12 protein-coding genes are annotated in these 15,538 nt (G+C 51.9%); 10 read left to right on the top strand and 2 right to left on the bottom strand.

Going from position 1 to position 15,538, the window contains the following annotated elements:
- The first annotated feature begins 12 nt into the window (after positions 1–12).
- Positions 13–1,845: an SLC13 family permease gene (locus I6L74_RS01800; protein ID WP_059179322.1), complete on the top strand. Its 1,833-nt coding sequence runs from the start codon at positions 13–15 to the stop codon at positions 1,843–1,845.
- A 32-nt stretch (positions 1,846–1,877) separates the two neighbouring features.
- On the opposite strand, the gene yfbR is transcribed toward I6L74_RS01800, so the two are convergent.
- Positions 1,878–2,477 carry a 5'-deoxynucleotidase gene (gene yfbR / locus I6L74_RS01795; RefSeq protein WP_059179321.1) on the bottom strand — a complete coding sequence of 200 codons (600 nt, stop codon included), beginning with the start codon at positions 2,475–2,477 and terminating at the stop codon, positions 1,878–1,880.
- A 93-nt stretch (positions 2,478–2,570) separates the two neighbouring features.
- Entirely contained in the window at positions 2,571–3,788 is a 1,218-nt protein-coding gene (gene alaA, locus I6L74_RS01790; RefSeq protein ID WP_015959832.1) for an alanine transaminase AlaA, read from the bottom strand.
- A gap of 885 nt (positions 3,789–4,673) precedes the next feature.
- Here alaA and lrhA point away from each other — a divergent pair.
- From lrhA to nuoI, 9 genes are all read left to right on the top strand, one after another.
- Positions 4,674–5,612 carry a transcriptional regulator LrhA gene (gene lrhA, locus I6L74_RS01785; RefSeq protein ID WP_059179320.1) on the top strand — a complete coding sequence of 313 codons (939 nt, stop codon included), beginning with the start codon at positions 4,674–4,676 and terminating at the stop codon, positions 5,610–5,612.
- A 630-nt stretch (positions 5,613–6,242) separates the two neighbouring features.
- Positions 6,243–6,683, top strand: a complete 441-nt coding sequence (nuoA, locus tag I6L74_RS01780) for an NADH-quinone oxidoreductase subunit NuoA (protein ID WP_015959830.1) — start codon at positions 6,243–6,245, stop codon at positions 6,681–6,683.
- Positions 6,684–6,698: 15 nt separating this feature from the next.
- Positions 6,699–7,373 (top strand): NADH-quinone oxidoreductase subunit NuoB, encoded by a 675-nt coding sequence (gene nuoB / locus I6L74_RS01775; protein ID WP_015959829.1) that lies wholly within the window; start codon positions 6,699–6,701, stop codon positions 7,371–7,373.
- Positions 7,374–7,463: 90 nt separating this feature from the next.
- A complete protein-coding gene (nuoC, locus tag I6L74_RS01770) occupies positions 7,464–9,263 on the top strand; it encodes an NADH-quinone oxidoreductase subunit C/D (RefSeq protein ID WP_072241875.1) in 1,800 nt (599 codons plus the stop codon).
- 2 nt (positions 9,264–9,265) lie between these two features.
- Positions 9,266–9,766, top strand: coding sequence for an NADH-quinone oxidoreductase subunit NuoE (gene nuoE, locus I6L74_RS01765; RefSeq protein ID WP_015959827.1), 501 nt, complete (start codon positions 9,266–9,268; stop codon positions 9,764–9,766).
- The gene (gene nuoF, locus I6L74_RS01760; protein WP_059179319.1) at positions 9,763–11,100 is read left to right on the top strand and encodes an NADH-quinone oxidoreductase subunit NuoF; all 1,338 of its coding nucleotides are present in this window, start codon (positions 9,763–9,765) and stop codon (positions 11,098–11,100) included. Before nuoE ends, nuoF begins: the two co-directional genes overlap by 4 nt.
- Positions 11,101–11,279: 179 nt before the next feature.
- Entirely contained in the window at positions 11,280–14,006 is a 2,727-nt protein-coding gene (gene nuoG, locus I6L74_RS01755; protein WP_059179318.1) for an NADH-quinone oxidoreductase subunit NuoG, read from the top strand.
- Positions 14,003–14,980: an NADH-quinone oxidoreductase subunit NuoH gene (gene nuoH, locus I6L74_RS01750; RefSeq protein ID WP_059179317.1), complete on the top strand. Its 978-nt coding sequence runs from the start codon at positions 14,003–14,005 to the stop codon at positions 14,978–14,980. Before nuoG ends, nuoH begins: the two co-directional genes overlap by 4 nt.
- A 13-nt stretch (positions 14,981–14,993) precedes the next feature.
- Entirely contained in the window at positions 14,994–15,536 is a 543-nt protein-coding gene (gene nuoI / locus I6L74_RS01745) for an NADH-quinone oxidoreductase subunit NuoI (protein WP_015959823.1), read from the top strand.
- The last annotated feature ends 2 nt before the right edge of the window (positions 15,537–15,538 follow it).

Here is a 15,538-nt window from a genome sequence, read left to right as displayed (position 1 = left end):
CAAGGACATGTTGTGAACGGTGAATTGATTTGGGTGCTCAGCCTGCTCGCTATCGCCATTATCCTCTTTGCAACCGGCAAAGTACGCATGGACGCCGTTGCGCTGCTGGTTATTGTTGCGTTCGTACTGAGCGGTACGCTAACGCTTTCTGAAGCGTTCTCTGGCTTTAGCGATCCCAACGTCATTCTGATTGCCGCCCTCTTTATTATTGGTGACGGACTGGTCCGAACCGGAGTGGCGACGGTGATGGGCTCGTGGCTGGTAAAAGTGGCGGGTAGCAGTGAAACCAAGATGCTCATTTACCTGATGCTCACTGTGGCAGGGCTTGGCGCATTTATGAGCTCCACTGGCGTGGTCGCCATTTTCATCCCGGTCGTGTTAAGCGTCTCAATGCGTATGCAAACGTCACCCTCGCGGTTAATGATGCCGCTGAGTTTTGCAGGGCTCATCAGTGGGATGATGACGCTCGTGGCGACGCCGCCGAATCTGGTGGTGAACAGCGAGCTGTTGCGAGAAGGATACGCAGGTTTCAGCTTCTTTAGCGTGACGCCTATTGGATTGGTCGTGCTGGTACTCGGCGTGTTTTACATGCTGCTGACCCGTTTTGCCCTGAAAGGGGATCCCCTCCATAAAAATAAAGATGGCTGGCGTCGACGGACTTTTCGCGATCTGATCAAAGAGTATCGCCTCACCGGGCGGGCACGCCGTCTGGCTATCCGCCCGGGTTCGCCCCTGATCGGCCAGCGTCTTGACGATCTCAAGCTGCGCGAGCGCTATGGCGCGAATATTATTGGTGTCGAACGCTGGCGGCGGTTTCGTCGCGTCATCGTCAACGTCAACGGGGTATCGGAGTTTCGTGCACGAGACGTTTTACTGATCGATATGTCGACGGCAGATGTCGATTTACGTGAGTTTTGTGCTGAACAACTGCTCGAGCCGATGGTGCTGCGCGGGGAATATTTCTCCGATCAGGCGCTTGACGTCGGAATGGCGGAAGTTTCGCTTATCCCTGAATCCGAACTGCTGGGCAAAACTGTGCGTGAAATGGGTTTTCGTACCCGGTATGGCCTTAACGTTGTTGGGTTAAAGCGTGATGGCGTTGCGGTTGAAGGGGCATTAGTGGATGAGCCGTTACAGTTGGGCGACATCTTCCTGGTCGTCGGAAACTGGAAACTCATCAACCAGTTGGGGCAAAAAGGACGCGATTTTGTGGTGTTGAATATGCCCGTAGAAGAGAGCGATGCATCGCCCGCGCACAGCCAGGCTCCACACGCCATTTTCTGTCTGGTGCTCATGGTGGCTTTGATGCTGACCGACGAAATTCCGAATCCTATCGCCGCGATAGTTGCCTGCTTGCTGATGGGGAAATTCCGCTGTATCGACGCCGAAAGCGCCTATAAAGCCATCCATTGGCCGAGCATTATTCTTATCGTGGGGATGATGCCTTTTGCCCTTGCACTGCAAAAAACAGGCGGCGTGGATTTAGTCGTTAAAGGATTGATGGACGTCGGCGGGGGTTACGGGCCTTACATGATGCTGGTGTGTCTGTTCGTGATGTGCGCGTCGATTGGACTCTTTATCTCCAATACCGCAACGGCAGTATTGATGGCGCCCATCGCTTTGGCGATGGCGAAATCAATGGGGGTATCGCCTTATCCGTTTGCCATGATGGTGGCGATGGCGGCTTCCGCTGCGTTTATGACGCCCGTGTCATCACCGGTCAATACGCTGGTGTTGGGGCCAGGAAATTATAAATTCAGTGATTTCGTCAAGCTTGGCGTGCCGTTTACGCTTTTAGTGATGATGGTGTGCGTCGTGCTGATCCCGGTGTTTTTCCCGTTCTGATTTATTCGCCCGGCACTCACCGGGCGAGACGGTTACAGTGGTGAATCCTGACTTATCTCATCCAGCGACAGCTGAAAACTCGGCACAAACACCTGCATGAAATAATCCATCTCCTCACTGCGCCGTGATTCCAGTGTTTTTTCCAGGCGCGATTTCGCTAACAGGAATTCATTGTTGCCCGCGGAGAGTTCTTCCAGACATTTCAGATAGGCGCACAGAGCATCGGCCTGTTTCACCAGTAATCTCTCTTCTTCGCTGCACTGATGCTCGTCGATCAGAGGAGCAAAAATATCGCGTAACTCCTCCGGAACCATATCAACCAGCTTCTGTTGGGCGATCTTTTCAATGGCTTTATATTCTTGCGCAATCTGCGAGTTGAAATATTTTACTGGCGTCGGTAAATCGCCCGTTAACACTTCTGACGCATCGTGATACATCGCCAGCAGGGCAATGCGTTCGGCGTTGACTTTCCCATTGAATTTGCGATTTTTAATCGCCGCCAGCGCATGGGCGACCATAGCTACCTGCAAACTGTGCTCAGACACATTTTCAGTACGCACATTGCGCATCAGCGGCCAGCGGTTGATGAGTTTCAGGCGGGAGAGATGGGCGAAGAAATGACTTTGACTCATAAGTTACCTTTTGTCTTTCACGGCGACAGATTTCATTGTGCGGGGAGGGGAGGCAAGATGCAAATCAGGCTGCCGTGGGCAGCCTGATGAAGGTTAGAGCTGATGGTAACCTGACAGGAAACGGCCAAATCGGCTGATTGCCATTTCAAGCTCGTCTTCGCGAGGTAAGGTAACAATACGGACGTGGTCAGGCCATGGCCAGTTAAACGCCGTACCCTGTACCAGCAGCACTTTTTCCTGTAACAGGAAATCGAGTACCATTTTCTGGTCATCATGAATATTGAAGCGCTTTGCATCAATTTTCGGGAACATATAGAGCGCACCATTTGGCTTCACGCACGACACGCCAGGAATATCATTAATCAATTCCCACGCGCGGTTACGCTGTTCGTACAGGCGCCCGCCCGGCACGATAAATTCGCTGATGCTTTGATACCCGCCAAGCGCGGTCTGAATCGCGTGTTGTGCCGGAACGTTTGCACACAGGCGCATAGACGCCAGCATTTCAAGGCCTTCAATATAACCTTTAGCGTGCTTTTTCGGGCCATGAAGGACCATCCATCCCTGGCGGAAACCCGCCACGCGGTAAGTTTTTGACAAACCGTTAAATGTCACCGTTAGCAGATCGGGTGCCAGTGCCGCGATGGAGTGGTGCTGTGCGGCGTCGTACAGAATTTTGTCGTAAATCTCGTCGGCGTAAATGATCAGGTTATGCTGACGGGCGATCTCAACGATCTCCATTAACAGCTCTTTGGAGTAGACCGCACCGGTTGGGTTATTCGGGTTGATAATAACGATACCACGGGTGCGCGGCGTGATTTTAGAACGGATATCGTCAAGGTCCGGGAACCAGTCAGAAGATTCATCACACAGATAATGCACGGCTTTACCGCTCGAAAGCGATACGGCGGCAGTCCACAGCGGGTAATCCGGCGCGGGAACGAGCATCTCATCGCCGCTGTTCAACAGCGCCTGCATGGCCTGCACGATCAATTCGGAAACGCCGTTACCGATATAGATATCTTCAACGGTGACATCACGCATACCACGGGCCTGATAATGCTGCATGATCGCTTTACGGGCGGAGTACAACCCCTTTGAATCACAGTAGCCTTGGGCCGTGGGAAGGTTTCGAATCACATCAACGAGGATTTCGTCCGGCGCATCAAAACCAAACGGCGCAGGGTTACCAATGTTGAGTTTCAGAACTTTGTTGCCTTCCTCTTCCAGGCGTTTTGCCTCTTTGAGAACGGGGCCGCGGATGTCGTAACAGACGTTATCTAATTTGCTGGATTTTTCGATAGGGGACATGAATCTTTGACCTTTTAGCTGTTATTGCCACTCCCTGCCGTGGAAGTCAGCACGAAACAATGTACTCCCACCGCGGGGCATTTTGAAGGGTGTGCAGTAGAAGATTTTGTAGAGTGAATAAAATGATGTGGAATGTCTTTAACTGAGTAAATAGCTTTTATGTGGTCAAAACGTTTGCTTAATTAATGTTTTTTAGTGTTATATCTTGATGGGTAAAATTTTTATTGTATTTTATCCTGTTTGAAATTAAGGTAAAGCAACTAAAGTCGATGAGTCTGGAATGGTTTCTTCTCGTGACCTTTCGTAAAATCGGAATGCTTCTTACTATCTTTGGTACATGTTTAATTTTGACAAACGTTACGCGTGTGAAAATAATGTTAAGCAGTATTAATGAATAAACCTAATCTAAATTAATGTTTATTTATTATTGACGCTTAAATCTTAACTTTCGTTAATTTTAATAAAATTAGTTTAGCGCTATATCAACATCGTTTAATCAGTGATGATGCGATAATACTTATAAATAAAGTGGGTTTGAGTTAAGATGTTGTCTCAGTAAACGGATGAATGTTTACATTTCAGTGTATTTTTTTCTGTTTTGACTGTATTAATTGATTGTTATTGTAAGAATTATCTCTGTTATAACGGATATGCGACACTTTTGCTGCTGTAGCCGTGTTGCCTGAAAGATGAGGCTGATTTGAAATTTCTTTAATGGAATTTACCTGGATCGGCAAAACCTCTAAATATTCTTAACGTTTAAGAGAATAAAATTATCGTCATGGAACGTTGTTTCTGACTTTCGCTATACACCAGCCAATAACTATCTGTCAGGTAGTCTGCCGGTCTGGCAGCTCCGCACGAGCAACTAGTAAGTGAATAGATATGATAAATGCAAATCGTCCGATAATGAATCTCGACCTCGATCTGCTGAGAACTTTTGTTGCGGTCGCTGATCTCAATACATTTGCAGCCGCTGCTGCGGCTGTGTGTCGTACCCAGTCGGCTGTTAGTCAGCAAATGCAGCGGCTGGAACAACTTGTCGGTAAAGAGCTTTTTGCCCGTCATGGCCGCAATAAGCTCTTAACCGAGCATGGAATTCAGCTTCTGGGTTACGCCAGGAAGATACTTCGCTTCAACGACGAAGCATGTATGTCATTAATGTTTAGCAACCTTCAGGGTGTTTTGACCTTAGGTGCATCTGATGAGTCAGCTGATACGATCTTGCCTTTTTTGCTTAATCGCATTAGTTCGGTTTATCCGAAGCTTGCCCTGGATGTAAGCGTAAAACGCAATGCGTTTATGATTGATATGCTGAAAGAGCATCAGGTCGATCTGGTGGTGACAACACATCGTCCTGGACAGTTTGATTGTTTGACGCTGCGAACGTCCCCAACGCATTGGTACTGCGCTGCAGAATATGTGCTGCAAAAAGGCGACCCTATTCCGTTGGTGCTGCTAGACGATCCGAGCCCATTCCGCGATATGGCGCTTAATGCGCTGAATGAAGCCAATATTCCATGGCGTCTGGCCTATGTTGCTTCAACATTGCCGGCCGTACGTGCCGCTGTTAAGGCAGGGCTGGGTGTCACGGCACGTCCTGTTGAGATGATGAGTCCAGATTTACGTGTGTTAGGCCGTGCAGATGGACTGCCAACTCTCCCGGACACGGAATATCTCCTTTGTCATAACACAGCCAGCAATAATGAACTGGCGAAAATCGTGTTCGACGCGATGGTGAGCTACCACAATCCATGGCAATTCGAGAATCTTACTCCTGAAGGGGGGGATGATTCCCTTGTTACTGAAAAGGATTTTCAGTGATCCGGATCCTACAATTCTCGTAACAATTTGTAATTGTAAAAAAAGACCACTCGCGAGTCATTCTCGCGGAGTGGTTTTTTTTTGACAATAATATCAATATTATTATTATGCCTTTTGGAAATATCTGTTTATTTTCATCCGGATAATGAGTTTTGATGGATTTATGGGCATTTTGATTTTGAAATTTTGTTTTAGGTGCCAATGTTAAAAAAACAGTAAAAATGTTGCCGTTTTTTTGATTGGATTAACAAAAGCGTGTCTCAGATCAAGAAAATACTCCCATTTGGGGGGAGGAATCAGCGGCAAATCCTGTCAAAATAGGAGGGTAATATTACTTTTACTGCAAAACGGACACGATTCAACAGCATGCAGTTGACGTAAAGTCATCCACCCACCAGGGTTAAAGGGCATGAAATGTTAATGAGAATTGATCCGTGTGATTTAATGTGAAGAAACCTTTGTTAAAGTTGACAAAAGGTTATAGAAAGGAGTAAAAAACCACATCATTTTGCTGTCTATGTCTCATTTCTGACAGTCGATGTAAGGTTATTTATTCCTCCCCATGAATCGATGTGATGTCCATCTGCCAGTAAGAGCAGAGCTATAGGTATCACTTTTGATGAGTAAGCAATGAGTATGTCAACATCCACAGAAGTCGTCGCTCATCACTGGGCATTCGCAATCTTTCTTATTGTTGCCATAGGTCTGTGCTGCCTGATGTTAATCGGCGGCTGGTTCCTGGGCGGTCGCGCCCGCGCAAGGCACAAAAACACCCCATTTGAATCGGGTATCGATTCGGTAGGTACTGCACGCTTACGCCTGTCCGCCAAGTTCTATCTGGTGGCCATGTTCTTCGTGATCTTCGACGTTGAAGCGCTCTACCTGTTCGCATGGTCAACCTCAATTCGTGAAAGCGGATGGGTGGGCTTTGTCGAAGCCGCAATTTTCATTTTAGTGCTACTGGCCGGTCTGGTTTATCTGGTGCGCATCGGCGCTCTGGACTGGACACCGACGCGTTCACGCCGTGAACTGGTTAACCCGGAAAACAGTAACTCTAATCGTCAGCAGTAACAGCGAGGCAATAAGATGGATTATACGCTCACCCGCATAGATCCTAACGGTGAGAATGACCGTTACCCCCTGCAAAAACAGGAGATCGTAACCGACCCCCTGGAGCAAGAAATCAACAAAAGCGTGTACATGGGCAAGCTCGAGCATGCCATGCACGATATGGTCAACTGGGGTCGTAAGAACTCAATCTGGCCATACAACTTTGGTCTTTCTTGCTGCTACGTTGAAATGGTGACGTCATTCACTGCGGTGCATGACGTTGCGCGTTTTGGTGCCGAGGTACTGCGTGCTTCACCACGTCAGGCTGACCTGATGGTGGTTGCGGGAACCTGCTTCACCAAAATGGCGCCTGTTATTCAGCGTCTTTACGATCAAATGCTCGAGCCGAAATGGGTTATTTCCATGGGCGCATGTGCAAACTCCGGTGGTATGTACGACATTTATTCTGTCGTGCAGGGGGTCGATAAATTTATCCCAGTGGATGTTTACATTCCTGGCTGTCCGCCACGTCCGGAAGCTTACATGCAGGCACTGATGCTGCTGCAGGATTCGATTGGCAAAGAGCGCCGTCCGCTTTCCTGGGTGGTTGGCGATCAGGGCGTGTATCGCGCCAATATGCAATCAGAGCGCGAGCGTAAACGCGGCGAACGTATCGCAGTGACAAACCTGCGTACGCCTGACGAAATTTAATTTACGCCTGCGGGCAGTGGAGAAACCCTTCGCATATCACTATACAAATAGCGCGAAGCCATGCCCGACAGTCACCACGGACCATTTGCAATGGTGAACAATATGACCGACTTAACCGCGCAAGCCGCTTGTCTTACCCGGGACCATCTGGATGACCCGGTCATCGGCGAACTGCGCAACCGTTTTGGGCCGGATGCCTTTACTGTTCAGGCCACCCGCACCGGGGTACCCGTCGTTTGGGTTAAGCGTGAACAATTACTGGAAGTGGGCGATTTCTTAAAGAAACTGCCAAAACCTTACGTCATGCTGTTTGACCTCCACGGCATGGATGAGCGCTTACGCACGCACCGTCACGGTTTACCCGCGGCGGATTTTTCCGTTTTCTACCACCTGATCTCAATAGACCGCAATCGGGATATCATGCTCAAGGTGGCATTGTCTGAAAACGACATGCGCTTGCCAACGTTCACCAAACTTTTCCCGAACGCTAACTGGTATGAGCGTGAAACCTGGGAAATGTTCGGTATGACCTTCGACGGTCACCCGCATCTGACGCGTCTTCTGATGCCACCGACGTGGACGGGCCACCCGCTGCGTAAAGATTATCCGGCGCGTGCGACCGAATTCGATCCGTTTGAGCTGACGAAAGCGAAACAGGATCTGGAGATGGAAGCGCTGACGTTCAAGCCTGAAGACTGGGGCATGAAGCGCAGCACCGAAAACGAGGACTTCATGTTCCTCAACCTCGGCCCGAACCACCCGTCTTCACACGGTGCATTCCGTATTATCCTCCAGCTTGATGGCGAAGAGATTGTCGACTGCGTTCCTGATATCGGCTATCACCACCGTGGTGCTGAGAAGATGGGCGAGCGTCAGTCCTGGCACAGCTACATTCCGTACACCGACCGTATCGAATACCTCGGCGGCTGCGTGAACGAAATGCCTTACGTGCTAGCGGTAGAAAAATTAGCGGGCATTACCGTTCCGGATCGCGTGAATGTCATTCGCGTGATGCTCTCCGAACTGTTCCGTATCAACAGCCATTTGCTGTACATCTCTACGTTCATTCAGGACGTCGGTGCGATGACACCGGTCTTCTTCGCCTTTACCGACCGTCAAAAAATCTACGATGTCGTCGAAGCCATTACCGGTTTCCGTATGCATCCAGCCTGGTTCCGTATCGGCGGTGTTGCACACGATCTACCGCGCGGCTGGGATAAGCTGCTGCGTGATTTCCTCGACTGGATGCCAAAGCGTCTGGACTCATACGAGAAAGCCGCGCTGCGTAACACCATTCTGATTGCCCGCTCTAAGGGTGTCGCCGCTTACGGTGCGAAAGAAGCCCTGGATTGGGGTTGTACCGGTGCTGCGTTGCGTGCGACAGGGATTGATTTTGACGTGCGTAAAGCGCGTCCATACTCAGGCTATGAAAACTTCGACTTTGAAGTCCCGGTTGGCGGCGGTGTTTCTGACTGCTATACCCGCGTGATGCTGAAAGTTGAAGAGCTACGCCAAAGCTTGCGTATTCTTGAGCAGTGTCTCAACAACATGCCGGAAGGCCCGTTCAAGGCGGATCACCCGCTGACAACGCCGCCACCGAAAGAGCGTACGCTGCAACATATCGAAACCCTGATCACCCACTTCCTGCAGGTTTCGTGGGGCCCTGTTATGCCGGCCAACGAATCCTTCCAGATGATTGAGGCGACCAAGGGTATCAACAGTTATTACCTGACCAGCGATGGCAGCACCATGAGCTACCGTACTCGTATCCGTACCCCGAGTTTTGCGCATTTGCAGCAAATTCCGGTAGCGGTACGCGGCAGCCTGGTGTCCGACTTGATCGTCCATCTGGGTAGTATCGATTTTGTTATGTCAGATGTGGACCGCTAATTATGCACGAGAATCAACAACCACAAACCGAGGCTTTTGAGCTGAGTGCGGCAGAACGTGCGGCGATTGAGCATGAGATGCACCACTACGAAGACCCGCGTGCGGCGTCCATTGAAGCGCTGAAAATTGTTCAGAAACAGCGCGGTTGGGTGCCAGATGGCGCGATTTATGCGATCGCTGAAGTGCTCGGCATTCCGGCAAGTGATGTAGAAGGGGTGGCAACGTTCTACAGCCAAATCTTCCGCCAGCCGGTTGGCCGTCACGTGATCCGCTATTGCGACAGCGTGGTGTGTCATATCACGGGTTATCAGGGAATTCAGGCCGCGCTCGAGAAAAAACTCGACATTAAGCCAGGGCAAACGACGTTTGACGGTCGTTTTACTCTGCTGCCGACCTGCTGCCTGGGTAACTGCGACAAGGGGCCGAGCATGATGATTGATGAGGACACTCACAGCCATCTGACTCCGGAAGCGATTCCTGACCTGCTGGAGCAGTACAAATGAAAACTGTAATTCGTACTGCTGAAACTCATCCGCTGACCTGGCGTCTGCGCGATGACAAACAGCCGGTATGGCTCGATGAATATCAAAGCAAAAACGGTTACGAAGGTGCTCGCAAAGCGCTTGCTGGCATGGCACCGGATGAAATCGTTAATGCGGTGAAAGACGCTGGCCTCAAAGGGCGCGGTGGCGCTGGCTTTTCCACGGGTCTTAAGTGGAGCCTGATGCCGAAAGACGAATCCATGAACATCCGTTACCTGCTGTGTAACGCCGATGAAATGGAACCCGGCACCTACAAAGACCGCCTGTTGATGGAACAGCTGCCGCACCTGCTGGTGGAAGGCATGCTGATCTCGGCGTTTGCGTTGAAAGCGTATCGCGGCTACATCTTCCTGCGCGGTGAGTACATCGAAGCGGCAGAAAATCTGCGTCGTGCGATTGCCGAAGCCACCGAAGCGGGTCTGCTTGGCAAAAATATTCTCGGCACCGGTTTTGACTTCGAGCTGTTCGTGCATACCGGGGCAGGGCGCTACATCTGCGGTGAAGAAACCGCGCTGATTAACTCCCTTGAAGGCCGTCGTGCGAACCCGCGCTCTAAGCCACCGTTCCCGGCAAGTTCCGGCGTGTGGGGTAAACCGACCTGTGTGAACAACGTCGAAACCCTGTGTAACGTTCCGGCAATCCTGGCGAACGGCGTGGAGTGGTATCAAAACATCTCTACCAGTAAAGATGCCGGCACAAAACTGATGGGCTTCTCTGGTCGCGTCAAAAATCCAGGTCTTTGGGAATTACCGTTCGGTACCACCGCGCGTGAAATCCTTGAAGACTACGCTGGCGGTATGCGCGATGGGCTTAAATTCAAAGCCTGGCAGCCGGGCGGCGCAGGTACAGACTTCCTGACCGAAGCGCATCTTGACCTGCCAATGGAATTTGAAAGCATTGGTAAAGCAGGTAGCCGTCTGGGGACTGCGCTGGCGATGGCCGTTGACCACGAAATTGGTATGGTACCGCTGGTTCGCAACCTGGAAGAGTTCTTCGCTCGCGAGTCCTGCGGCTGGTGCACACCGTGCCGTGATGGTTTGCCGTGGAGCGTGAAGATCCTGCGTGCTCTTGAACGTGGCGAAGGCCAGCCTGGTGATATCGAAACACTTGAGCAACTGTGTCGATTCCTTGGTCCGGGCAAAACCTTCTGTGCCCACGCACCAGGCGCCGTTGAGCCTCTGCAAAGCGCGATTAAATATTTCCGCGAAGAATTCGAAGCAGGCATCAAGCAGCAGTTCAGCAATACCCATGCGATAAGCGGTATTCAGCCGAACCTGCTAAAAGCGCGCTGGTAGTTTCTTACGCACAAGCATTCAGGTTGCATCAAGGCAGCGACGGAGTGAATTCCTGGAGCTTACATCAGTAAGTGAGGGGAGTAAGCGAGGGAAGCTAACGCAGAAGCGGCCTGAAGGATGAAGCGTAAAAGAATTTTGATTAACGCTCGGATTTATTCGAGCCAACTGGAAGCATGCTAATGGCTACGATTCATGTAGACGGCAAAGAATACGAAGTCAACGGGGCGGACAACCTGCTAGAAGCTTGTCTGTCTCTTGGCCTAGATATTCCGTATTTTTGCTGGCATCCGGCGCTGGGAAGCGTCGGTGCTTGCCGCCAGTGTGCGGTGAAGCAATACCAAAACGCGGAAGACACGCGTGGTCGCCTGGTGATGTCCTGTATGACACCAGCAACCGAAGGCACCTTTATTTCTATCGACGACGCCGAAGCGAAACAGTTCCGTGAAAGCGTGGTGGAATGGTTAATGACCAACCACCCGCACGACTGTCCGGTCTGTGAAGAGGGCGGTAACTGCCACCTTCAGGATATGACCGTGATGACGGGTCATAGTTTCCGTCGCTATCGCTTTACCAAACGTACCCACCGTAACCAGGATTTGGGGCCGTTCATCTCGCATGAAATGAACCGCTGCATCGCCTGTTACCGTTGCGTGCGTTACTACAAAGATTACGCAGATGGCGAAGATCTGGGCGTCTATGGCGCACATGACAACGTCTACTTTGGTCGTCCGGAAGACGGTACGCTTGAAAGCGAATTCTCCGGCAACCTGGTAGAAATCTGCCCGACCGGTGTGTTCACTGATAAGACACACTCCGAGCGCTACAACCGTAAGTGGGACATGCAGTTTGCGCCAAGCATCTGCCAGCAATGTTCTCTTGGCTGTAACACCAGCCCGGGTGAGCGTTATGGTGAACTGCGTCGTATCGAAAACCGTTATAACGGTACCGTTAACCACTACTTCCTCTGTGACCGTGGCCGTTTCGGCTATGGCTATGTAAACCTGAAAGACCGTCCGCGTCAGCCGGTTCAGCGCCGTGGCGATGATGTCATCACCCTGAACGCCGAACAGGCAATGCAGGGCGCGGCAGACATTCTGCGTCAGTCTAAGAAGGTCATCGGCATCGGCTCTCCACGTGCCAGCGTTGAAAGCAACTTTGCGCTGCGTGAGCTGGTGGGTGCAGAAAACTTCTACACCGGTATTGCTAACGGTGAGCAAGAACGTCTGCAACTGGTCCTGAAAGTGCTGCGCGAAGGCGGTATTCGTACTCCTGCGCTGCGCGAAATCGAATCCTACGATGCCGTTCTGGTGCTGGGTGAAGATCTGACGCAAACGGGCGCGCGCGTTGCTTTGGCAGTTCGTCAGGCAGTGAAAGGTAAAGCGCGTGAAATGGCAGCCGCCCAGAAAGTGGCTGACTGGCAGATTGCGGCGATCATGAACATCGGCCAACGTGCCAAACATCCGCTGTTTGTCACCAATGTCGACAACACGCGTCTTGACGACATCGCTGCGTGGACCTATCGCGCACCGGTTGAAGATCAGGCGCGTCTTGGCTTTGCGATTGCACATGCGTTGGATAACAGCGCGCCGGCCGTTGACGGTCTGGATCGCGATTTGCAAAACAAGATCGAGGTGATCGTGCAGGCGCTGGCGGGTGCGAAGAAACCACTGATTATTTCCGGTACCAATGCCGGAAGTGCGGATGTGATTCAGGCTGCGGCAAACGTCGCAAAAGCCCTGAAAGGCCGTGGTGCTGACGTTGGCGTGACCATGATCGCTCGCGCGGTGAACAGCATGGGTCTGGGTATGATCGGCGGCGGCTCTCTGGAAGAGGCGCTCAGCGAACTCGAAACCGGTGCGGCTGATGGCGTCATCGTGCTCGAGAACGACCTGCATCGTCATGCCTCTGCGGCACGCGTTGATGCTGCACTCTCCAAAGCGCCGCTGGTGATGGTGATTGACCATCAGCGTACGGCGATTATGGACAAAGCGCACCTCGTGTTATCTGCGGCAAGCTTTGCGGAAAGCGACGGTACGGTCATCAACAACGAAGGCCGCGCGCAGCGTTTCTTCCAGGTTTATGACCCGTCGTACTACGACAGCAATATTGTGATGCTGGAAAGCTGGCGCTGGCTGCACTCCCTGCACAGCACCGTTCAGAGCCGCGAAGTGGACTGGACGCAGCTTGACCACGTTATCGATGCGGTTGTGGAAAAACTGCCTCACCTGGCCGGTATTAAAGACGCTGCGCCAGATGCGAGCTTCCGTATTCGCGGTCAGAAACTGGCGCGTGAACCGCACCGTTACAGTGGCCGTACTGCGATGCGCGCCAATATCAGCGTGCATGAACCGCGTCAGCCGCAGGATAAAGACACAATGTTTGCCTTCTCAATGGAAGGGAACAACCAACCGTCTGCTCCACGCTCTCAGGTTCCATTTGCATGGGCACCAGGCTGGAACTCCCCGCAGGCATGGAACAAATTCCAGTCTGAAGTGGGCGGTTCTCTGCGCCACGGCGATCCAGGCGTACGTCTGATTGAAGCCAGCGAAACGGGTCTGGATTACTACACGACCGTTCCGGCAAGTTTTGAGGCTCAGGAAGGCAACTGGCGTATCGCACCGTATTACCATCTTTTTGGTAGCGATGAGATGTCCCAGCGTTCCCCTGTGTTCCAGACGCGCATGCCGCAGCCATACATCAAGCTCAATCCGGCGGATGCCGCGAAGCTTGGCGTCAATGCGGGCAGCCAAATCTCCTTTAGCTACGAAGGCCAGACAATCAGCTTGCCGCTGATTATCGCCGAAGGTCTGACAGCAGGGCAGGTGGGTCTGCCGATGGGATTACCGGGTATTGCACCGGTCCTGGCGGGCGCGCGTCTTGATAATCTGCAGGAGGCACAAGCATGAGTTGGTTAACGCCGGATCTTATCGACATTCTGTTAAGCATCCTGAAAGCGATTGTCATTCTGCTGGTGGTGGTCACCTGCGGTGCGTTCATGAGCTTTGGTGAGCGTCGTCTGCTCGGTCTGTTCCAGAACCGTTATGGACCGAATCGTGTTGGCTGGGGTGGTTCACTCCAGCTGGTCGCGGACATGATCAAGATGTTCTTTAAAGAAGACTGGATCCCGAAATTCTCGGACCGCGTCATCTTTACCCTTGCGCCGATGATCGCGTTCACCTCGTTGCTGCTGGCATTCGCCATCGTTCCGGTTAGCCCGACCTGGGTTGTGGCTGACCTGAATATCGGGATTTTATTCTTCCTGATGATGGCTGGCCTTGCGGTGTACGCGGTGCTGTTCGCGGGATGGTCCAGTAATAACAAATACTCGCTGCTGGGTGCGATGCGTGCTTCCGCGCAGACGCTGAGCTACGAAGTGTTCCTCGGACTCTCCCTGATGGGCGTGGTGGCGCAAGCCGGTTCATTCAACATGACCGACATCGTCAACAACCAGGCCGACATCTGGAACGTGATCCCGCAGTTCTTTGGTTTTGTCACCTTTGCTATCGCGGGTGTGGCTGTGTGTCACCGTCACCCATTTGACCAGCCAGAAGCCGAACAGGAACTGGCGGATGGTTACCACATTGAATATTCCGGTATGAAATTCGGTCTGTTCTTCGTGGGCGAATACATCGGTATCGTCACCATTTCCGCGCTGATGGTCACGCTGTTCTTTGGTGGCTGGCACGGTCCGTTCTTACCGCCGTTCATCTGGTTCGCGCTGAAAACCGCGTTCTTCATGATGATGTTCATTTTGATTCGCGCCTCATTACCGCGTCCGCGTTATGACCAGGTAATGTCCTTCGGCTGGAAAGTGTGTCTGCCGCTGACGCTAGTCAACTTGTTGGTAACGGCGGCTGTCATTCTCTGGCAGGCGCAATAGGGGCGAATAGATCATGACCTTGAAAGAATTATTAGTAGGCGCCGGCACCCAGATTCGCAGTATCTGGATGATCGGGCTGCACGCGTTTGCAAAACGCGAAACCCAGATGTATCCGGAAGAGCCGGTATATCTGCCGCCGCGCTACCGTGGCCGTATCGTGCTTTCCCGCGATCCGGACGGCGAAGAGCGTTGCGTTGCCTGTAACCTGTGTGCGGTAGCGTGTCCGGTAGGCTGTATCTCTTTGCAGAAAGCAGAGACCAAAGACGGCCGCTGGTACCCTGAGTTTTTCCGCATCAACTTCTCGCGCTGCATTTTCTGCGGTCTGTGTGAAGAAGCGTGCCCAACCACGGCGATTCAGCTGACTCCCGATTTTGAAATGGGTGAGTACAAGCGCCAGGACCTGGTGTACGAGAAAGAGGATCTGCTGATTTCCGGTCCGGGCAAATACCCGGAATATAACTTCTACCGGATGGCGGGTATGGCAATCGACGGCAAAGATAAGGGCGAAGCAGAGAACGAAGCTAAGCCTATCGACGTCAAGAGCCTGTTACCGTAAGG

Source organism: Lelliottia amnigena (assembly GCF_019047465.1).
Classification (GTDB): domain Bacteria; phylum Pseudomonadota; class Gammaproteobacteria; order Enterobacterales; family Enterobacteriaceae; genus Enterobacter; species Enterobacter amnigenus.
This window is presented reverse-complemented; position numbering and strand designations above follow the sequence as displayed.